Raw genomic sequence first — 24,363 nt, 5'->3', positions numbered from 1 at the left:
CAGGCAGCAGCACCATTTCGGTCAGTGTGACCAGCGCCGCAGGCACGGCGGCTGCCGCCAGCCTGGGTATCCAGGTGCAGGCACCTGACACCACCCCTGGCGTGCCAGCCCTGACGATCGCCCCGTTTACCGGCGACGACGTACTGAGCAACGCAGAGAAAACCAGCGATCAGATTCTTAGCGGCAGCACCACCAACGTTGAAGCAGGGCAGATCGTCACGGTTACACTGGGCGGCCAGAGCTACAGCGGCAGCGTGGCTGGCGATGGTAGCTGGAGCATTACCGTGCCTGCTGATGCGCTGACCGCACTGGCATCCGGCACTACCACGGTGACTGCCACCGTTGCTAACCAGGCAGGAACCGCCGCCAGCGGTAGCCTGACCGTAAACGTAGAGCCACCACTGACTCAGCCGGGTACGCCCGTTATCACCATCGATCAGTTTGCCGGTGATGACATTCTCAGCAATGCCGAAAAAAGCAGCGATCAGGTTCTTAGCGGCACCACCACCAATGTGGAAGCGGGCCAGATTGTCACCATCACGCTGGGCGATCAGACCTACAGCGCAGTAGTGGATGCGCAGGGCAACTGGAGCGTCACGCTCTCGCCTGCGGCACTGAATGCGCTGGCAGCCGGTTCGGTGGCGATTTCCGCGGTCGTCACCAGCCAGGCTGGCATTGAAGTCAGTGAAAACCGCGCGATCAGCATCGATACGCCGGTCGTTCCGGGTCCGCCATCCGTCACGCTGGATGACTTCGCCGGGGACAATGTGCTGAGTAACGTGGAGAAAACCACCGATCAGACACTCACCGGCAGCACCAGCAATGTTGAACCCGGTCAGCTGGTAACCGTCACCCTGGGCGGCCAGACTTACAGCGGCAGCGTTGATGCGCAGGGCAACTGGAGCGTTACTTTGCCATCGGCGGCCCTGAGCGCCCTGGCGGCAGGTGAAACGACGCTGACGGTTTCAGTCAGCAATGTGGCCGGAGATAACGTAACCGGCACGCTGCCCATCACCGTGGAAGCCCCTGTCACACTGCCGGGTGAACCCACAGTCACTATTGGTCAGTTTGCCGGGGATGACATCCTCAGCAACGATGAAAAAGGGACGGCCCAGACGCTCTCCGGCTCCACCACCAACATCGAAGCGGGCCAGACGGTCACCGTCACCTTTGGAGGCCAGACTTACCTTGGCACCGTCGATGGCAGTGGTAACTGGAGTGTAATTGTTCCGGCAGCCGCGCTGGGTAATCTGCCAGCGGGAGCCAATGCCATCAGCGTCACCGTCAGCAATGCCGATGGCGTGAGCACTACCGAAATCCGCGATATCGCAGTTGAGACGCCAGTAACGGAACCGGGCGTGCCGGCTCTGACCCTGAATGATTTCGCCGGCGATAACCTTCTGAGCAACGACGAAAAAGCGGTCGATCAGCTTGTCAGCGGTAGCACCAGTAATATCGAAACCGGGCGGATCGTGACGGTCACCCTGGGCGGTCAGACCTATAGTGCCAGCGTGCAGGGTGATGGCAGCTGGAGTGTCGCCGTGCCGTCAGCTGCGCTGAACGCGCTGGCAGCAGGCATCACCACACTGACCGTCTCGGTCAGTAATGCGGCAGGCGACACAGTCACTTCAACGCAGCCAGTCACTGTCGAAGCCCCGGTAACGCAGCCGGGTGAAGCCACCGTAACCATCGACGCCTTTGCCGGGGATGACATCCTCAGCAACAGCGAGAAAGCCAGCGATCAGTTGCTGAGTGGCACCACCACCAATATCGGTGAAGGCCAGCAGGTCACTGTCACCCTGAACGGAGAGACTTTTACCGCCACGGTCGGCGCGGATGGCAGCTGGAGCGTGACGATTCCTGCCAGTTCGCTGGCGGCGCTGACAGCCGGTAGCGCAGCCCTGAATGTGACGGTGACAGATCAGTCTGGTACACAGATCACTGAAACCCGCGACTTCCTGGTGGAGTCAGCGGGCACTTCACCGAATGCCCCGACGCTAACCCTCAATGCCTTTGCTGACGACAATATCCTGAGCAACGATGAGAAGCTGGAAGCGCAGGCGGTCTCCGGCAGCACCACCAACGTCGAGGCGGGCCAGATTGTCACAGTGACGCTGGGCGGCCAGAGCTACAGCGGAACGGTTGGCGCCGACGGCAGCTGGAACATTGCCATTCCGGCCGATGCACTCGGTGCGCTGGCAGCAGGTTCTGCCTCGCTGGTGGTCACGGTCAGCAACGCGGCAGGTACTACCCTCAGCGACACCCTGCCGATCACGGTTGAGCCGCCGGTTACCGAGCCGGGCCAGCCCACTATCACGCTCGATCAGTTCGCCGTGGATGACGTCCTGAGCAACGATGAGAAAACCAGCGATCAGCTGCTGAGCGGCAGCTCAACCAATGTCGAGGCGGGTCAGGTCGTGACCGTTACGCTGGGCGACCAGACTTACAGCGCCACGGTCGGCGCGGATGGCAGCTGGAGCCTGAGCGTCCCGGCCAGCGCGCTGGCGGCACTGACGGCGGGCAACGCGACTATCGCGGCCACAGTCACCAGTCAGGCGGGCGTAACAGTCAGCGAAGATCGGGTGATTGCGGTGGAAGCGCCAGCGGAACCGGGTACACCGACAGTGACGATCGCCCTGTTTGCCGGTGACGATCTGCTGGATAACAGCGAAAAAGCGCTGGACCAGACGCTGTCCGGCAGCACCAGCAATGTGGAGGCGGGCCAGACGGTCACCATTACCCTGGGCGGCCAAAATTACAATGCGCTGGTCAACGCGGATGGCAGCTGGAGCACGCAGATCCCCTCTGCGGCGCTCAGCGCACTGGCGGCGGGCAGCAGCACCATCGCGGTCAGCGTCACAACGGCGGCAGGCGCCTCAGCCACCGACACCCGCGATATTAACGTCGCCCCGGCGGCAGGCGAACCTGGCGTGGTTTCCATTAGTGAACCTGTCAGCCTTGATGGTTTCCTGAACCAGCAGGAGCTGAGCAGCGATCTGATCATCAGCGGCTCTGCCGTGGGCGTTAACCCGGGCCAGGCGGTGCAGGTTAACTTTAACGGCAGTAATTACAGCGCGGTGGTGAACAGCAATGGCTTCTGGAGCGTCACCGTTCCGGCAGGCGATCTCACCACTATCACCGACGGCGTAAAACTGATTTCGGTCACCACCACCGACGCCACCGGCGCACTGCTGACCGACTCCGCTCAACTGAATGTAGTCGCGGCCACGCTGCCGCAAATCACACTGGAGGAGAGCGCGATTACCGATGGCCTTCTCAATCGGGTGGAAGCGGGCAGCGATCTGCTGATCGGCGGCAGCACCGGCAAAGCCGTGCCGGGCCAGCAGGTTGAACTGGAACTTAACGGTAAAACCTACAGCACCACGGTCAATGCAGACGGCAACTGGAGCCTGGCGCTGCCGGCCGCTGATCTCGCCTTACTGCCGCAGGGCGCTAACAGCCTGATCATTACCGCGATTGATGAAGCAGGCAACCGCGTGGACGAGACGCTCAATTTCAGCGTCGACACGCTGCCACCGAATCTGATTGTGGCAGAGGTCGCAGGCGGCGATGGCATTCTCAACAGCAGTGAAGTGGCTGCCGGTCTGCCGGTCAGCGGTTCAGGTGCGTTGCCGGGCGAAGTGGTGTCTGTCTCGCTGAATAACGAGAGTTACAGCGCCACCGTAGATGGGCAGGGCAACTGGACGGTGGATCTGCCGCCAGCGGCGCTGCAGGCACTGTCAGATGGCAGCAGCTATACGCTGGTAGTTACGCTGACCGATGCCAGCGGTAACACCACCACGCAGACGCAGCCCCTGGCGGTCAGCACGCAGCCTCCGGTTGCGACCGTTACCGCACCGGGCGGTGATGGCGTCCTGACCAACAACGAACTCACTACGCCGCTGCAAATCAGCGGAACCGGCACACCGGGCGACAGCGTGACGGTGGAGTTAAACGGTAAGTCCTACACCGCCATTGTTGACGAAAACAGTAACTGGAGTGCATCCGTCCCGGTGGCCGATCTCGGTACGCTGACCAGTCAGACCTATCCGGTGACCGTCACCGTGACCGATCCGGCCGGTAACATCAGCACTCAGAATACGGAACTGCGGGTGGCTACCGCGGTGCCCGCTCTGACGCTCAACGATCTCAGCGATGATGGCGTGATCAACGTCAGCGACGCGCAGCAGCCGCTGATCGTTAGCGGAACCGGCGACGAAGGCGACATCATCCGCGTCACGCTGAATAACGTGGCCTACAGCGCCGTGGTGGCGCAGGGTGGCAGCTGGAGTGTCACCGTTCCGGCATCCGACCTGGCAAATGTGCCCAACGGTACCCAACCGGTATCGGTAGTGGCGACAGACGCCGATGGCAATACCACACCAGCCAGCAGTTCACTGATTTTCGCCACCACACCGCCGCTGCTGGAAGTCTCCACGCCGGGCAGTGATGGTTATATCAATATCGCTGAACATACTCAGGATCTTACACTCGACGGGCGCGGTGGGGCTCAGGGCGACACCGTCACGGTGAGTTTCAATGGCGAGACCTACACCGCCACCGTGGATACCGATGGTGCGTGGAGTGTTACGGTGCCCGCCGCGATTATCAGCCAGCTGGGTGACGCAATCTATCCGGTGGATGTGGTACTCAGCGATGCTTATGGCAACAGCAGCACCGTACCGGCCAGCGTCACTGTGCTGGCGGCAACGTCGCCGGCGCTGACGATTAATCCCGTGACCGGCGATAATCAGGTCGACAGCGCTGAACAGCTCACCGACATTCTGGTCACCGGTAACGTCACCGGCGTACCGGCAGGTCAGCCGGTATTGCTGACCATCAATGGCCAGTCTTACGATGGCGTAGTACAGGCGAACGGTAGCTGGAGTGTGTCGCTGCCAGCCGGATCGCTGGGCGGCGCAGGCGATAAAACCTTCACCGTGGCGATTACCGATGTGGCCGGTAACCCGGCGCTGCCTGCTGAAGGGCAGTTCAGCGTGGTTACTTCACCCGTACCGTCGCTGTCGATTGCCCCAATCAGTGACGACAATGCGCTGAATGCCCTGGAGGCGCAGAGCGATCTTATCCTCAGCGGCGGCTCAGCGAACCTGCCGGCTAACAGCCCGATCAGCGTAACGCTGGTGACTGGCGGCACCGTCTACACCACCACAACCGATGAAACCGGCGCGTGGACCCTGACCGTGCCGGCTGCCGATCTGGCAACGCTGCCGCAGGGCACGACCACCGTTACCGTCTCTTCGGGTGATGTGCAGAACAGCCTGCCGCTGCTGGTGGCGACCACGCCGCTGGCAGACCCGCAAATCAACACGCCATTCACTGACGGCATACTCAATACCGATGAAGCCAGCGCAGCGCAGACGCTGACCGGCACAGTGCTGCCAGGCCAGGCCGTCAGCGTGACCCTGGGCGGTATCAGCTATCCGGCCACTGTAGACGCGAATGGTGAATGGAGCGTGACGATACCCGCAGACAGGCTGCAGGCACTTGCGCAGGGCAGCAATCCGATTACTGTGACGGTGAGTGATGAAGCGGGTAACAGCACCAGCATCAGCGAGCCGCTGACTGTTGATACCGGCATACCGGTGCTGACCGTTAACCCGATTGCTACCGATGGCACGATTAATGAGGCTGAAACCGCCACCGATCTGACCCTCAGCGGCACCGTTACGCCGGGTAGTAGCGTCAGCCTTGCGCTGAATGGCCAGACCTATGACGCAGTGGTTGCCGCCGATGGCAGCTGGACCGCCACCGTGCCTGCTGCGAATCTGCAACAGTTGCCAGATGGCCGTTACGATCTCAACGTGACCGTCACCACCGTCAGCGGCAACGTCGCCACTACGCCAGTGTCGGTTACCGTGGATACCACGGCACCAGACTTCAGTATCGCTGCGCCCGCGGGTGATGGCGTGCTGAATATTGCTGAGCAGGCGGCAGGGTTCAGTTTCAGCGGCGCAGGCAGTGAAGGCGATCGCGTCAGTGTGACGCTGAATGGCGTGACCTACACCGGCACCGTTGATGGTGACGGAAACTGGGCGCTGGCTGTTCCGCCAGCGGCGCTTGCCGGTCTGACCAATGGCAGCAGCTATCCGGTGGTGGTTACCGTCACCGATGCGGCCGGTAACAGCAGCAGCCAGAATAGTGCCCTGACGGTTGCCACCACGCCGCCTCCGCTGGTCGTCGCCCCGGTCAGCGGTGATAACGCGCTGAACGTCGGGGAAGTGGCAGAGCCGCTGGTGGTGAGTGGCAGTGGTCAGAATGGCGACGTGGTCACGGTCCAGCTCAACGACCAGCTCTACAGCACCACCGTTGGCGTTAACGGCCAGTGGACGCTGCAGATCGCCCCTGAAGCGCTGGCGGCACTGCCTCCTGGCAGTAATCTGGTGACGGTGACGGAAACCAGTGCTAACGGGAATCAGAGCAGCCAGGTGGTTGATCTGAATGTGGCAACCGCGCCGGACGTGCAGCCTGTACTGACCATCGACAGCAGCACCTTCGCCGGTGACGGCATCGTCACGGCAGCGGAGCAGCTGCAGCCGATAACGGTGCGCGGCAGCAGCACGAATGTCGAACCGGGCCAGCAGGTGATCATCTCCCTGAATGGCAACGAATACAGCGGTGTGGTCGAGGCCAGCGGCAACTGGAGCATTATTCTGCCTGCGGGCGCCCTGGCTGAGCTGGGAGAAGGCAACCAGACGCTGAACGTCAGCGTCATCAACGCCGTGGGTAACACCGCCAGCAGCACGCTTGACTTCAGTGTGGACAACAGCCTGCCGTCGATCGCGCTGGCACCCGTCAGTGACGACAACTACCTCAATGCGCAGGAATTGGGTGGCGCCGTTGTAGTCAGCGGCAGCACCAGCGGTCTGCCTGACGGCAGCATTGTCACCGTTCTGGTCAACGGCACAACTGTCAGCACCACCGTGACGGCAGATGGAAGCTGGAGCCTGACCTTACCGGCAGGCACCTTTACCGGAACGGCAGACGGCCCGCAAACCATCACCGCCACCGCCAGCGACGCTAACGGACAGCCGCTGGCGACCAGCGACGCTACCCTGACGGTGATCGCCAGCGCATTGCCGGTGGCGACACCGGGCGTGGCCTTTGATGATGGCATTCTGAACGGTGAGGAAGCCGCCGCCGGTGGCACGATCACCGGTAACACGGGCGTGACCGGCGACGGCCAGACCGTCGTCGTGACGCTGGGCGGCAACAACTACAGCGGCACGGTCGATGCCGCAGGCAACTGGCAGGTCGCCGTTCCGGCCGATGTCTTGTCTGCGCTGCCGCAGGGCAATAGTGGCTACACCGTGGTCGTCAGTGATGTGGCGGGCAACAGCAGCCAGGCTGATGGCAACCTGGTGGTGGATACACTGCCTCCGGTGCTGAACTTCATTACGCCATCCGATGGCATCATTAACGCCGCTGAAAGTCAGCAGCCGCTGACGCTGACCGGCAGCAGCGAAGCTAACGCCCTGATTGTGGCCAGCTTTAACGGCACTACCCTGAGCACCACCGCTGACGTCAACGGCGTCTGGTCGCTGGAACTGCCCGCCACGGTTTATACCGGGCTGGGCAACGGCAGCTATCCGCTGACCGTAACCGCCAGCGATGCGGCCGGAAATGCCACCACCACCAGCCGCGACCTGGCGCTGAAAGTGGAGCCAGGCACACTGCCGACCCTGACGCTGGATACCTTTGCCGGTAACAACGTGGTCGATGGCGCGGAGCGCCTCACCGATCAACGTCTCTCCGGCACCACCACCAACGTCGAAGCGGGTCAGCTGGTTACCGTCACCGTTGACGGTACAGTCTACAGCGCCGCCGTACAGGCGAGCGGGGCATGGAGCCTGATCGTGCCAGCCGGTGCGCTGGCCGCGATTAATGATGGCAGCGCCAGTTTTACCGTGGCGGTCAGCGATGTGGCGGGCAACACCTCCACCAGCAATCTCACCTTTGACGTCAACAGCAACGCCTCTGGCCTGGCGATGGATGCCATCAGCGAAGACAACTACCTGAATGCGCAGGAGCTGGGTCAGGCCCTGGTCGTCACCGGTACGTCGGTGAATGTGACAGAGGGCAGCACGGTCACGTTGCTGTTTAATAACATCAGCTACACCGCGCAGGTCTCGGCCAGCGGCCGCTGGACAGTGATCGTTCCGGCTGAGGCACTGACGGCGCTCGCCGATGGGCCTTACACCCTGACGGTCACCGCAACGGACAGCGGCGGGGCGACCCTCAGCAGCGAGGCAGCGCTCAGCGTGCTGGCGACGCTGCCAGCACTGCAGATCGTCTCGGCCTTTGGCGATGGCCTGCTCAACAGCAGCGAGATCGCCACAGCACAAACCCTGAGCGGCACCACCGGCATAACCGGTGACGGCCAGACGGTGAGCGTGCTGCTGAATGGCGCAACCTACAACGGCACCGTCGACGGCAATGGCAACTGGCAGATCAGCGTGCCGGCTTCCGCGCTGGCTGGCCTGCCGGAAGATCTCCTGAACTATACCGTCACAGTCCAGGATGCAGCGGGTAATACCGGCAGCAGCCAGGGCAGCGTGACGGTGGATCTGACGCCACCGACCCTGACACTGAATACGGTTGCGGGCGATAACAGTATCAATATTGCCGAAAGCACCGCGCCGATTGTTCTCAGCGGCAACAGTAATGCCGAAGCCGGACAGCAGATTACCATTACCCTGAACAATCAGACCTGGACCACCACGGTTGACCAGAACGGTGAGTGGAATCTGACGCTGCCTGCGGGTTCGCTGGCCGGTATTCCGGCCGGGGCGTACATTCTGACCGTGACGGTTAGCGATGCGGCGGGTAACCCGGTAACCGAAACCCGTGAAATCACGGTGGCGACGGCGTCGCTGGCCGTCAGCATAGACACCCCGTTTGGTGATGGTTATCTGAACCTGGCGGAACAGGGGGTCGGTCAGACGCTGACCGGCAGCACCGGTGTAGCGGGCAACGGCCAGACCGTCAGCGTGACGCTGGGCGGGAATGATTATTCCGCCACGGTGGATGCGCAGGGTAACTGGACGCTGACCTTAACAGCGGATCAGGTACAGACGCTGGGTGAGGGGGTCACTACGCTGGTGGTCAATGCCAGCGATGCCGCCGGTAACAGTGGTTCGCTGACCAGCGCCGTCACGGTCGATCTCACGCCGCCTGTGCTGACCGTCAATGCCATCGGCGGCGACAACATCATCAATTCGGTAGAGGTGCTGGAAGCGGTCGCCATCAGCGGCAGTGCGTCGATAGCGGATGCCGGACAGACGGTCACCGTCAGCTTCCAGAACGTCGATTACACCACTCAGGTGCTTTCTGACGGCACCTGGGAGGTGACACTGCCAGCCAGCGTCGTGCAGGGGCTGGCAGACGGCAGTTACACCGTTGCTGTCTCGATGACCGATGCCGCGGGCAACCCGGCCACGGCCACCCAGACCCTGACGCGTGATGCTGACACTCTGAACCTGCCAACCCTGACCATCGGGCCCATCAGTGACGATAACTTCCTTAACCAGGCGGAGTCGCTACAGGATCTGAGCATCGGCGGCACCAGTAACAACCTGGTGGAAGGCCAGCTGGTGACGGTGACGCTGAATAACATTCAGTACAGCGGCACGGTGGCAGCCGATGGCAGCTGGACGGTGACCGTTCCGGCCGCCGATCTGGGTAATCTGCCGGATGGCGATCAGCTGCTGGTCGTGGTCTCAGCGGATACGTCTGGCAATCCGGCCAGCGCCAGCACCAGCCTGGTCGTGCTGGCCAGTGCGCAGGCTCAGCCTACGCTGACCATGAACGTGGTAGCCGGCGACGATGTGATTAACGCCACCGAGGCCACAGCGGATGTTGCGGTCAGCGGCAGCAGCACCCTGCTGGCAGCGGGTACCCTGGTGACGGTGTCGTTTAACGGCACTGACTACAGCACCACGCTCGACGCTGACGGCAACTGGACGGTGAATGTCCCGTCTGCTGCCTTTACCAGCGTGGATCCGGGCAGCACGCAAATATTTACCGTGATCGCCACTGATGTCGCAGGCAATCCGGCGACTGCCACTCAGGAGGTCAGTTTCATTACCACACCGCCTGCGCTGACGAATATCACGGTCGACGCGGGTGATACCCTTAACCTGGCGGAGTCGCTGCAGGATCTCACCATCAGCGGCAACACCACGGGCGCATTGCCGGTGACGGTGACGCTGAATAACGTCAGCTATACCTCCACGGCAGATGCCGACGGTAACTGGTCACTTACCATTCCGACCGCCGACCTGCAGCAGCTGGCGGACGGTCCCAATGCGATTACCGTTTCGGTCACCGACGCGGCGGGCAATATCACCACAGACAGCACCACGTCACTGGACGTAGCATTTAATACCCTGCCAGCCCTGACGCTGAATACGCCGTTTGGCGATGCGCTGATCAGTGCGGCAGATGCGGAAGGGGCGTTAACGCTGAGTGGTGACAGTACCAATCTGCCGGAAGGCAGCGTGGTGAACATCTCTGTAGGCGGGCAGAACTTCAGCACCACCACGGATGCCAGCGGCAACTGGACGCTGAACCTGGCTCCGGGTGCGCTGACAGGCCTGGCCGATGGACTGACACAGGTGGTGGTCAGCGCCGCGGATGGTGCCGGTAATCCGGCGCAGGTTACCGCAGGCGTTGAGATCCTGCAGAGTGATCCTGTTTCAGCCGCCTTCGACACGACACTGTTCGGCGATAACATTATTAATATCAGCGAAGCCGGTTCCGTTCAGCTGGTCACCGGCACCTCCACCGTCGTGCCGGGCCAGACCCTGAGCGTCACGGTAGGCGATGACAATATCCCGCTGTCGGTGACGGTCGATGCCAATGGCAACTGGACTGCCAGCCTGCCCCCAGAGTTCATCGCCAGCCTGGGAACCGGTGAACACACGCTGACCCTGATTACCACCGATCGGGCCGGTAACAGCATTGAAACGACCAAAACGTTCGTCGCCGCGATTACGCCGATTGCTAATCCAACGCTGGATACGCCATTTATTGATGGCCGTATCAATGCTGAAGAGGCCGCCGCAGGCGGAACCCTGACCGGTGCGGTAAATATTAATAACGCCGCGTCGGTCACGGTGACCGTTAATGGCACCCTCTATTCTGCGACGCTGACTGAGGGTGGTTCACGCTGGTCACTGGATCTGCCGGCTGATGTATTGCAGTCACTGCCGGATGGCAACCTGCCAGTCAGCGTGACGGTTACCGATGCGAACGGCAACATCGGCAGCACCAGCGGCACGATACTGGTCGCCGTTAACGCGCTGCCGGATGTCACCCTGAACCTGCCGTTTGGCGACGGTGCGCTGAACGCAGCAGAGGCGGCCGGTGAACAGATCCTCAGTGGCACAACCGGCATTACCGGTGCCGGACAGACGGTAACGGTGCTGATCTCCGGCTTTAACAACGGTCAGCCGCTGGCAGCCACGGTGCAGACCGATGGCAGCTGGTCTCTGGCCCTGTCGCCAGCGCAGTTAGCCACTTTCACCAGCGGCACCCACACCATTACCGTGACGGCGACCGATATCGCGGGTAACAGCGACGCGACGGCGCAGAACGTGGTGACAGAGGTGGCGCTGCCTGTGCCGACCTTCAACCCAGGCGCATTTGGCGGCGACAACCTGTTGAACATCAGTGAAGCCGCGGCAGGGGTGACCCTGACCGGCACCACCGGCAGTGTGGGGGCGAACCAGGCGGTCAGCATTACCGTGGATGTCAACGGCAGCCTCTATTCTGGCACCGTGGCGAGCAACGGTAACTGGACTGTTAACATTCCTGCCAACGCCCTGAGTTCACTGGGTGACGGTGCGCAATCGCTGACGGTTAACGTCGTGGATGCGGCGGGCAACAGCGCGTCGGCGCAGCTGCCTTTCACCGCGGATCTCAGCGCGCCGCAGCCTGCGGTCAATCCGGAATTCCTTGGCAGCTATGTGAACGGCGGCGATGTGGCCGCGGGAGTGACGCTGAGCGGAACCACCGGTGAGGCGAGCGCGAATCAGACTGTGCAGCTTACGCTTGGCGGCACAACTTATTCCGCAACCGTCGATGCCAATGGTAACTGGACGGTGCCACTGACAACGGCGGAGCTTTCACAGCTGCCGGATGATACCTATCCGGTTACCGTGACAGCAACCGATGCGGCGGGCAACAGCACCACCATTAACAGCTCGCTGGTGCTCGACACCACACCACCGGTGCTTAATGTTGCCGCCTTTACCGGTGACAATGCGCTGAACTACGCCGAGAGCATTCAGCCGCAGAGTCTCAGCGGCACCGCAGCGGGAGCCGAGCCGGGATCAGTGGTCTCAATCTCGCTGAATGACACGCTACTTGGCACCGCGATAGTGACAGCCAACGGCAGCTGGAGTGTAACGCTGACGCCAGAACAGATGGCCACCTTTACACCATCAACTACGCTGACGCTGGCAGTGACCGATCTGGCTGGCAATACCGCAACCGTACCGGTCGCGCTGACCGTGGATCTGACGCCACCGCCAGGGCCGCTGGTCACGCTGGGCACGGTCTCGGGCGACAACATCATCAGCACTCAGGATGTAGCGGGCGGTGTGGTAGTGAGTGGCACCTCCGCTAACCTCGGCGCGGGTGGGGTAGTGACGGTGTCGATCGGTGGTCAGGAGTACGCGACTACGCTGGATGGGTCGGGTAACTGGTCAACGGCGGCATTGCCGGTCAGCGCCTTTGGCAATGCGGACGGCAGCGTCGCCATCACGGTGAATGCTACCGACGGCACTGACTCTGTAACTACCAGCGGTAACGTGCTGATCGACCTTACGCCACCGGCACTGACTCTCAATCCGTTTACCGGTGATAACCAGGTCAATGGCAATGAAAGTGCCACCGGTCAGGCCATCAGTGGCACCGCCGATCTCAGCGAAGTGGGTCGCACGGTGGTGGTGACCTTCAATAATCAGACCTACAACGCCGTGGTGCAGAGCAACGGCACCTGGTCCACTACCGTTCCTGCCAGCGCGATGCAGGCTCTTCCCGATGGCAGCTCGCCGGTGATCACCGCGCTGCTGGCGGATGTGGCCGGTAACGTGACGACGACCACCCAGACGGTGACGGTGGATACCGCTGCGCCGCTGGTCCAGGTCGACGCGTTCCTCGGCGACAACGTGATCAACGCAGCTGACCTGCTGCTAAGCCAGGTGCTGACCGGCAGCGCACAGGGAGCAGAAGGCCAGACCATCGGTCTCTATCTGGGCGATGCCGCGCCGATCGCCACTGCGACGGTGGGTGCTGACGGACGCTGGAGCATCGATCTCGCGCCGGATGTCCTGGCGAGCCTCACTGACGGTGCGCTGGTGTTTGGCGTGCGGGTCAATGATGTAGCCGGAAACCAGACCGACGCCACGCTGACGGTCAACAAAGTGGTCAACAGTGCGCTGACGCTGGTGGTCGATTCGGTGTTCGGCGACGGCACGCTCAGCGCACTGGATACCACGGTGGCACAGACCATTTCCGGGGTTGCGACCTCGGCGGGTGTGGGCGCTACGGTATCGGTGGTGCTGGGCGGCACAACGCTCTCTGCGTCAGTGGGCCAGGATGGTAAATGGGCCATCGTGGTGCCGCCTTCGGTGCTGGGCCTGTTAAGCGATGGCAATCTTGCGCTTGACGTCACCCTGACCGATGCCGCGGGCAACACCCGCACCGTTGGTGAAACCGTCACCGCGATTGTCGATGCCGTGCCGGTGGTCGGTGCGCTCACCGGGCTGTTTGGCGGTGATAACCTGCTGAACATTGCGGAAGCCGCTGCCGGACAGCTGGTCAGTGGCGTGATAGAAAATGCGGCTGTGGGTTCCCAGGTGACGGTCACCTTTGGCAGCAAGAGTTACAGCACGACAGTGCAGGCGGGTGGAGTGTGGAGCGTTAGCCTGCCGGGCAGCGATCTGACCTCTCTGCTGGATGGCAATCTGACGCTGGGCGTCAGCGTCAGAGACGTGGCGGGTAACGTCGCCTCCAGCAGCGCATCCATCGGCATCTTTACTCAGACGCCATCTATCTCGCTGACCTCACTGTTTGGTGATGGGGTGCTGAACCTGGCCGATATCGCCACCGGACAGGTGATCAGCGGGGTGGTAAATAACGTTGCGCAGGGCAGTGTGGTGACGCTCTCGGTTGGCAACAGCCAGGTGACCGCCACCGTGGGTGCGGGCGGGGCGTTCAGCGCCACGGTGACACCAGATATTCTGGGCACGCTGGCACAGGGCAACCTGACGGTGGGCGCGTCGGTAACGGATGCAGCGGGCAATACCGCCAGCACCAGCGCCGGTATCCGGGTCGATACGCTGCTGCCGACCATCACCGTGAATCCGCTGTTTGGCGACGGTCTGCTGAACGTGGCGGATTCGCTGGTTACCCAGGTGATCGGTGGGGTGATTGGCGGCGCGGAAGCGGGATCGCGTGTGGTAGTGTCGGTAGGCTCACAGCAGTTGGTGACGGCGACCGATGCCAATGGCAACTTTAACGTCTCGCTGACGCCAGCGCTGTTGCAGGGGATTGCAGATGGCAATCTGACCGTGGGCATCAGCGTCACCGACAGCGCGGGTAACACTAACAGCACTACGGCCGGGGCACTGGTTGGTATTCACAACCTGCCGAAAGTTACCCTCAATCCGCTGTTTGGCGACGGCGTGCTGAACCTGGCGGAGTCGCTGGTCACTCAGACCATCAGCGGCACGGTCTCCGGGCTGGCTGCGGGCAGCAGCGTCAGGCTGGCGATTGGTAACACCACCGTCAACGCGCAGGTCAACGCGGATGGCAGTTTCTCAACCGCCGTCTCGCCAGCGATTCTGTCAACGCTGCTGAACGGTAACTTCACCGTCAGCGCGGCCGTCACCGATCCGGTCGGAAACGTCAGCAGCACCAGCGCGGGCGTGTCACTGGGACTGTTCCAGCCGACCCTGTCGTTGAATACGGTGTTTGGCGATGGTGTGCTGAGCGCCGCGGATCTGGCCTCTAACCAGACCCTGAGCGGGACGTCCAGCCTCTCTGCCGGTTCAACCGTCAGCGCCACGCTGAATGGCCTGACCTACACCACCAAAGTGGTCAGCGGCGGCAACTGGAGTATTACCGTCCCGAAAGCGGATCTTGTTGCTATCACTGACGGCAGTAAAACCGTCACGGTCACCGGCACCGATGCCTACGGTAACGTGGCAAACAGCAGCGGAACGCTGAGCGTCATCAGTCAGTCGACGCCGGTGGTCGCCATTACCTCGCTGTTTGGTGACAGTGCGCTGAGCGCGGTGGATGTGAAAACGGCGCAGACCATCAGCGGCACCGCCAGCAACGCCGAGGGATCGGTTGTGCGCGTCACGCTGGGTGGTCAGACTTACAGCACCACGGTGAGCAGCAACGGCAACTGGAGTCTCTCTGTTCCGGCGGCTAACCTTGCTGCCATTACTGACGGTCTGCAGACTGTCACCGCCAGCGTAACCAACGGTGCGGGCAGCATTGGCAACACCTCGGCGTCGCTGGGTGTGGTCAGTCACACCACGCCAACGGTCAGCGTCAACAGCTTCTTTGGCGGCGATGGCTACCTCAATATTGCGGAAGCCAACAGTACTGAAACCATCAGAGGAACCAGCACCAACGCGGCGGGCGGCACGGTGACGGTGAACGTGGCGGGTAATATCCTTACCACTACTATTGGTGCGAATGGCGCCTGGAGCATCAGCGTGCCGTCAGCGACGCTGAAAGGGATCGCCGATGGTAGCCATCCTCTCACCGTCACGGTGGCGGATATTGGCGGCAACACCGCAACCAGCACCAGCAGCTTTACCGCGCTGTCGCACAATCAGCCGCTGGTCGGGGTCGATCCGGTGCTGAGCATCGTCGGTTCTTTACTGGCGGGTCTGGTGGTGCAGGGGGGATCGCTGAATGCCGCGCAGGGCTCGAAAGTGAACGTTACGCTGCTGCTCTCCAACGGCAACAACGGCCCGACGCTGAACACCACGACCGATGCGCTGGGGCGTTACGCGGTTAACTTCTCACCTTCACTGCTGTCGGTGGGTGGCCTGCTGCTGTCGCTGGGAACGCTGGCGAAAGTCACGATTACCGACGCGGCCGGTAACAGCTACTCGACCACCAATACCCTGTTACTGGGTGCCGTGCTACCGGTGACGCTGGCGGCAAACGAATCGGTTGCGCTGTTCTCGGTGGCGGATGACAGCGCTACTGTCGCCAGCGCGGAGACGCAGCATAACAGCAGCACCAGCAGCGACGAGAGCAGCGCCCATGTGGCGGTGGCTTCCACGCTGATTACTGAAGCGGATACGGTGACACCAGTCGGCAGCAGTGAAAACGCGGCGGCAAATGACGCCGCGGTGGCAGCGGCACCGGCAGAGGAGGTGGGTTACACCATCGGCGGCGTCGTGATTACGCTGGCCGATGGCAGCACCATTGAGGGGGCGACAGTGACCGGCAGCAGCGGGGCGGATATCGTGACGGTCAGTGACCTTAACTTTACCCATATTGATGGCGGAGCAGGCACCGATACCCTGATGCTGAATGGTGAGCATCTCAGTCTGGATCTCACTGCGCTGGGCCTGAAGGTCGAACACATTGAGGTGCTCGATTTGGGTAAAACCGGAACCAACTCCGTGAAGCTCGATCTCAATGAGGCACTCAATATCACGGATAAACAGAGTGACGATTTGCTGATCAAAGGCGCAGATGGCAGCCAGGTGACACTGGCTAACAGCAACGGCGGAATCTGGGAAGTGACCGGCGAGCGTACCGTTGAGGGCAGAGTCTTTGAGATCTACCACAACTCGGCGCTGACCAGTGATAACACCCTGGGCGATGTGCTGGTGCAGCAGAACCTGCAGGTCCATGTTGTGTAGTGACTGAAAGGTCTGTTCAGAAGATGAATAGAGCGGGTGCGAAAGCACCCGCTTTTTTTGTTTCAGTCACGTGATAATTCCACTTTCCAGATTATCGCCACTATTCATTAGCAGAATGAAAGATTAGGGTAGGCGCAACAAACGGCGTCACGCCGTAAAATCAGCATTCTGACTCTATTTGGCGCTTTTATTAGCGTCCTGTTTATAAATCCTTGTTACCTGCGGGTAATCAGTTCCGACCAGCGGAAACGGGCAGTTTTAGCTGTCCCACTACCATATCGTCAGAGTAAGCGATCGGTTTATCCGATGGTTTTTGTCTGCGTTTCTGTTCTGAACTGAGGTTACCTATGTCATCACGCGATACGCTTCGTACCATCCGGCTCGAATCCATTTTCCAGACGGCGGTAAGCGACTTTGCCGTTGCCGATAGCGCTGTGCCCGCCATTGCGCCAGCCGCCACGCAAAGTCTGAGCCTTCCTTTCGCCACGCCGGGCCAGAGCCTGCCTGTCACCACGCTCTCCACCGAGTCACTGCATAGCAGCCCGCTCAATGGCAACACTCTGGCCACGGTGAAGAATTCGCCACCCGCCTGGCTGCAGCCCTATGAAGCGATCGCCAGTGATGGCGTGATCGCCGGCTGGGAAGCGGAAAAGCCGGTGCATCTGCGCGGCCGTGCGGAAGGAGAAGCGGGCTCCACCGTCACGCTGACCTTCAACGATCAAAGCTGGCACAGCACCGTTAATCAGTGGGGCTACTGGAATGCTTCTATGCCGGCCGACGCGCTGAAAGGCGTACCGGATGGCAATCACACGCTCACGCTGACCATTACCGATAAAGCAGGGCAAAGCACGGCAACCACCGTTGACTTTGGTCTCTATGTCGACCGCACGATCAAACCTACCCTGAGCGTGGACACGGTCAGTGGCGATAACGCGGTGAGTATTGCTGAGAGCATTTATGGCGTTGAGATCAGCGGCAGCGCAACGCACTTGCCGGTGGGGTCGAAGCTGACACTGACGCTGGGGACGCAAACCACCACCGCCAGCATGGGAAACGACGGTAAGTGGTATGGCACATTTCATGAAAGCGATATGCAGGCGCTGAAAGATGGGGTCTACAGCCTTAAAGTCACGGCGACCGATCCCAATGGAAACAGCGCCACCGAATATCACGATCTGACGCTGATCACCCATCTGAGTAGCCTGCCAAAAATTACCTTCGACAAGGTCACTGCGGACGATGTGATAAACCTGGCAGAAAGCCAGCAGGATCTGCTAATTAGCGGCACGCTCTCCACCGTGATGCCGGGCCATCGGCTGGTGATCAACGGTGCCAACCAGAAAGATTATGCCACCACGATAGCCGAAGATGGACACTGGCAGGTGGTGATCCCGGCAGCGGATGTGCACGCTTTTATCAACGTTGGGGAAATCCGCGCCTGGTCGATCGACGGGGCCAACAACTACACCAACGTCACGCATGACCTGAATATCCACACCGGTTTTATTCCGATCTACACCGAAATGGATATCGGCGGTGACATGACGCTCAACTATCAGGAGGCGCAGCACGATCTGAGCTTCTACGTTGAAGGCACCAACACCCTGGAGATCAACGGTAAAACCTACCAGCCCGATGCCAAAGGTATGGTAACACTGACCTCCAGCGAGCTGCTGGCACTGCCGGATGGCCCGGTCGCCGCCACCTTTCACCGCTGGGATGAATATGGCAACAGCGACACCCAGACCAGTGATCAACTGTTTACCGTAGCCGTGCATCAGCGACCGACGCTGACCCTGGACACGGCTTTTGGTGATAACAAAATTGATGCTGCCGATGTCAACAGCTGGCATCTGATTCAGGGCAGCTCCAGTCATCTGCAACCGGGCAGCCTGGTGGAATTAACGCTGGGCGATCAGCACTACAGCGCCAGTGTAAAAGCCGATGGCGGCTGGGCGCTGACCATTCTGGCCGGGCAACTGGCACCGCTGGACGATGGTGAGTACCAGATGACAGTCAGCGGCAAAGACAGCGCCGGTAATCTGGCCAGTGCCAGCCAGACGGTGCAGGTGGCATCACATACTGAAAGCGCCAACCCGCTGGAGGGTCAGACGGTGGACCAGTTGCTGGAGACCGTCAGCCTGACCCAGCAGGCAGAAACCGCGCACGTGGCGCAGGCATCCACTGCCGCCGCACCGCAGGAAAACCATCTGTTCTCCGATATTCCTTATACACTTGCCGATCACCTGCTGCAGCATCCTGCGGCACACCCGCTGGTCTGACGCGAAAACATTAGCAAACGCACTGCCTTCCGGACAGGTCTGTTAAGCCTGTCTGGATTGGCGTGGATGCGTTTAGTGATTGTTTTTTGTCCTCTCAGGAGAAATATTAACGATTTCATCTGTTTTTAGCAGGAATAAGCCCGGGATATGATCTAATAATGTTAAAGGTCGTTTAGCGTCTCGCTTGCGAACCATAAATAAAATAATGCAATAAATGCGTCAGACGCTGAGTGGCACCCCTTTTTGCTCGCTTTGTTCACCAGGAAAAACACCATGATGATAAGAACCCCTGTTGGTATGGATAATGAACAAAGCGCGATTAACTTTTTTGTTGTGCGCCCTGAGTGGCGTTGCAGTGCACGCGGCCTTTGCCGCACCTTTACCTAAAGCCGAATTTAACTGGCGCGCCGCGCCCACCGAAGAGCAGATTGCCAGCTTAACGCTGCGCGACGCCATTCTTCGGGCCTTCGCCCGCAATCCGAAAATCTCGGAAGCGGCGGCACAGATCCATATCGGTGAGGGGGATCTTGATGCCGCCCGCAGCGCCTGGTATCCGCAGATCTCACTGCAGGGCGCGGCGGGACGCTCTCATCAGACTGACTCCGCCGGAAGCCTCAACAATAACGGCTCCGGTGGCATCACGCTCAGCCAGCTGCTCTACGACTTTGGCCGCACCGGCAGCGCCATCGATGAGCAGCACGCGCTGTCGGATGCTTATCGTTACAGCCTGTTCGATTCGATGACCACCGTGGCGGAAGATACGCTGCAGGCCTACCTTGAAGTCAAACGTTACCAGGCGCTGGCAGAAACGGCACATACCAATATCGCCTCGCTGAAGCGCGTGCGGGATATCGCGAAGCTGCGCGCCGATGCTGGCCTCAATTCTCAGTCCGACGTGCTGCAGGCGGAAACCCGCATCGCCGCGATGCAGGCTACGCTGGAGCAATATCGTGCCCAGCACCGTTCCGCCACCGCGCAGCTGACCGTGCTGACCGGTGTGGTCCCCGCCACTCTGCCTGAACTGCCACAGGCGCTGCTTAAACAGCAGATCACCCTCGACAAAATCGCCTATGAAAGCAGCGCGGCGGTGCGCAGCGCGCAGTCGAAACAGGAAGCCGCTCGTGAACGGGTGCGCCAGGCAGAGTCCGGTCACTGGCCGACGATTAAAGTGCAGGCGGGCCGGACCCGCTATGAAAATGACCGTCAATCTTACTGGGATGATGAAGTGCAGCTGCAGGTGGAAGCGCCACTTTATCAGGGCGGCCTGGTGAATGCGAAAACCCAGTCAGCCGAGGGCGATCGTGAAGCGGCGCAGGCCGCTATTCAGCAGGCTAAGCTCGCCATCAATCAAAACGCCTCTACCGCCTATGCCGACATGATTGGCGCGCAGCAGCGGCAGGCTGCCGGGGAAGTGCAGCTGGCCAGCGCCGACCATACCCGTAATGTCTACGCCGATGAATATCGCCTGAGTAAGCGCAGCCTGAACGATCTGCTTAGCGTGGAACAGGATGTATTTCAGGCTGACAGCTCACGCATCACCGCGCTTTACGATGGCTGGGACGCCACCGTCCGTTATGCCGCCGCAGTAGACAATCTGCTCGATATCATGGGTATCGATCGCCAGCAAAGCAGCGGCGATCTCCTTCCTTCGCTGCAATAGCGATAAGGCATTAATAATGAGTACATCAACCCTGAATACCGATAACTGGATTGCCGCCATGCTGCGCGTAGCCGCGCGATTCGGTAAACCTGCCGATGGCAAAACCCTGCGTCAGCAGATGCGCTGGTTTGAACATCTGCCGGTGTCACAGCAGCTGGAACGACTCTCCGGCCTGCTGGGACTGCATCTGACCATGGTGCCGCAGAACAAACTGCGCTGGCGTCAGGAGATCACCCCGGTGGTGCTGGTGCTGGAGAATGCCAGCGTGGCGGTGCTGGAGAGCATCGATTCAGAAAACAGCGCGCGCTACTGGCTCAGTGAAGGCGGCGATGTGGTGCGTGAAAGCGCGTTATCAGAACTGCTGGCACGCGCCCAGGGCGATGTCGGCGTGATTGGCGTAGCGGCGCGTGGCCGTGATGCGCGCATCGACGAATTCGTTCAGCCTTATGAGCCACACTGGTTCTGGAAAAATTTTCGCGGTATGGGCCGCCGTATCACGGAAATTTCGCTGGCCTCGGTGATCAGTAATGTGCTGGCGCTGGCCGGTATTCTCTTTTCGATGCAGGTCTACGATCGGGTCATTCCGGCCCAGTCGCAGTCCACGCTGTGGGTACTGTTTGTCGGCGTGCTGATCGCTGCGGCCATTGAGTATCTGATCCGGCTGATGCGGACCCAGGTGTCAGACTTAATGGGCAAACGCATCGACCTGAAAGTCTCGGCCATGCTGTTTGCCCGGGCGATGAGCATACGTAATGAGGCGCGTCCGAAATCGACCGGTTCGTTTATCTCGCAGCTGCGTGAGATCGACCAGGTGCGTGAGCTGCTCACCTCGACCACGGTAGGCGCAGCGGCCGATCTGCCGTTTGTCATCCTGTTCCTGTTTATCATGTCGTTTGTTGGCGGCTGGCTGGTGCTGATTCCGCTGGCGGCGATCCCGCTGATCGTCATTCCCGGTCTGCTGGTGCAGATCCCGATGGCACGCCTGGCCAAAGAGGGGCTGCGCGAGGGCGCGCTGCGCAATGCAGTGCTGGTGGAGACCATTGAAGGGATTGAGGATATCAAGGCGCTGCAGGCAGAACCCTATTTTCAGCGTCAGTGGGAGCAGACGCACGAAGTCAGCGCCTCAATCAGTAATCAGCAGCGGTTGTGGGGCGCGCGTCTCACCGGCTGGGCCGCGACTGTGCAGCAGCTCACCTATGCGGGCATGCTGGTATTTGGTGTCTATCTGGTGCTCGATTCGCAAATCACCACCGGTACGCTGGTCGCCTGCAGCCTGCTCTCATCACGCACCATCGCCCCGCTGATGCAACTGACCATGGTCTTCTCGCGCTGGCAGCATGCCAAAATGGCGATGAAAGGGCTGGATGAGTTGCTGAAGAAGCCGCTTGATCAGCCTGAGGCGACCACGCTGGCACACTGCCCGACGCTCACCGGCCAGTACGATCTGCGCAATGTGCATTACAGCTATGACGAAGAGAATGAAAAGAATGTGCTCAACGTTCAGCAACTGCAGATTAAGCCCGGTGAGAAGATTGCCATTCTGGGCAAAGTCGGCGCAGGGAAATCGACGCTGCTGAAGATCCTCGCCGGTCAGGCGCTGGCGAATCAGGGCAAAGTGATTGTCGATGGCGTCGATATTGAGCGTATCGATCCCACCGATTTACGTCGTCAGCTCGGCTGGCTGTCGCACGACTCTCGTCTCTTTTTTGGCACGCTGCGGCAGAATCTGATGCTGGGCAATCCCCATGCCAGCGAACAGGAGATGCTGCAGGCGCTGCGCATCAGCGGTGCGCTGTCGCTGGTCCAGCAGGATGCCGCCAGCCTGGACCGCATTATCAATGAAGGCGGGCGCGGGCTGTCGGGCGGCCAGCGTCAGATGGTGATGCTGAGCCGGTTGATCCTGCGTCAGCCGCAGGTGGTGTTGCTGGATGAACCCACCGCGGCGATGGATGAACAGCTGGAGGAGCATGTGATCCGTCAGCTACAGGGCTGGATCAGCGGCCGGACGCTGGTGCTGGTGACACACCGTCCGGCGCTGCTGAAGATGGTCGATCGTATTGTGGTGATGGATAACGGCCGGATCGTGGCCGACGGCCCGCGCGACGAGATCCTGCGCCGCGCGACGACACCCGCGCCATCGCCAGCTAAGGGAGACACCGCATGAGTCTGGTTATTGTTGATAAAGATCTTGCCCTTCATGAACGCCGGACATCGGCGATTATCTGGCTCTGCACCGCCGCGCTGGCGATATTTCTCATCTGGGCGCACTTTGCCATTCTGGATGAGGTCACGGTCGGCACCGGTAAAGTCACCCCTTCCAGCCGCGCGCAGGTGATCGACAGCCTGGATGGCGGCATCGTCAAACAGCTTAACGTGCATGAGGGCGACATTGTCGAAAAAGGTCAGGTGCTGGCGACCCTCGATCCGACGCGCTTCCAGTCGAACTTCGGCGAGGCGCAGGCCAAAGTGCGCACCCTGCGCGCCTCGTCCGAACGGCTGGAGGCGGAGCTGTCGGGCACACCGCTGACATTCAGCGCCGAAACGCTGAAGGAGCCGAACCTGGTGACGCGCGAACGGCAGCTCTACGAGTCGCGACGCCGTAATCTCACCGAAACTATCAGTAATCTGCAGCAGTCGCTGCGACTGGTGCAGGATGAACTGCGGCTGACGGAACCGCTGGTTGCCAAAGGCGCAGCAGGGCAGGTCGAGGTGATTCGACTGCGTCGTCAGGTCAGCGATCTGCGCGGCAAAATCGATGAGGCGCGCAATGACTATCTGGTGCGCGCCCACGAAGAGCAGGTGAAAAACAATGCCGAACTGGATGCGCAACTGCAGGTTGCCGCAGGCAAAGAGGATCAGCTGACGCGTGCCACGCTCTATTCACCGGTGCGCGGCATCGTTAAAGATATTCAGGTTACTACGGTCGGTGGCGTACTGGAGCCTGGCGGCAAACTGATGGAAATCGTCCCGCTGGAGGATCAGCTGCTGATTGAGACGCGCATCAATCCACGCGATATCGCCTATATCCGGCCCGGTCTGGCGGCTACCGTCAAAGTGACTGCCTATGACTCCTCAATCTATGGCGATCTGCACGGCGAAGTTGAAACTGTCTCGCCAGATACCCTGCAGGATGAGGTAAAACGTGATCAATATTACTATCGTGTTTATGTTCGTACCCAGAAAGCCGAGCTGACTAACCGTGCCGGACGAAAATTCCCGATCGTGCCCGGTATGGTGGCCAATGTGGAGATTAAAACCGGTCAGAAATCGGTCATGGATTATCTGATTAAACCCCTGAATAAAGTCAAAGAATCGATGCGCGAGCGCTGAAAATCCGCACCAGCTAAAATATCTGTCTGCTTAATTACGGTGATAAATTAACATGGCGGATATTTGGGCAATCAGGGCGCAAAGCGTGCGTATTTTAACAATATGTGCGGAAACAGACTGTAGTTAATTTAACCCGGTTAATAAAGTTTACGAAGATATAACGCAACGG

At 60.4% G+C, this 24,363-nt stretch carries 5 protein-coding genes; all 5 read left to right on the top strand.

What is annotated here, in order from left to right:
- On the top strand, window positions 1–16,922 hold a 16,922-nt coding region (locus EPG66_RS09045), incomplete at its 5' end, for an Ig-like domain-containing protein (RefSeq protein ID WP_246379236.1).
- Between the two features lie 347 nt (window positions 16,923–17,269).
- Window positions 17,270–19,204 (top strand): Ig-like domain-containing protein, encoded by a 1,935-nt coding sequence (locus tag EPG66_RS09040; RefSeq protein ID WP_182686587.1) that lies wholly within the window; start codon window positions 17,270–17,272, stop codon window positions 19,202–19,204.
- 304 nt (window positions 19,205–19,508) lie between these two features.
- Window positions 19,509–20,864 carry a TolC family outer membrane protein gene (locus EPG66_RS09035; RefSeq protein WP_010248373.1) on the top strand — a complete coding sequence of 452 codons (1,356 nt, stop codon included), beginning with the start codon at window positions 19,509–19,511 and terminating at the stop codon, window positions 20,862–20,864.
- 16 nt (window positions 20,865–20,880) lie between these two features.
- On the top strand, window positions 20,881–23,028 hold the full coding sequence (locus EPG66_RS09030) for a type I secretion system permease/ATPase (protein ID WP_182686585.1): 2,148 nt from the start codon (window positions 20,881–20,883) through the stop codon (window positions 23,026–23,028).
- A complete protein-coding gene (locus EPG66_RS09025; RefSeq protein WP_182686583.1) occupies window positions 23,025–24,194 on the top strand; it encodes a beta-barrel domain-containing protein in 1,170 nt (389 codons plus the stop codon). Before EPG66_RS09030 ends, EPG66_RS09025 begins: the two co-directional genes overlap by 4 nt.
- Window positions 24,195–24,363: the final 169 nt, after the last annotated feature.

This window comes from Pantoea pleuroti, from assembly GCF_014156615.1.
Classification (GTDB): Bacteria; Pseudomonadota; Gammaproteobacteria; order Enterobacterales; family Enterobacteriaceae; genus Pantoea; species Pantoea agglomerans.
The sequence above is the reverse complement of the archived record's forward strand: the minus strand, read 5'-3'. Positions and strand labels throughout refer to the sequence as shown.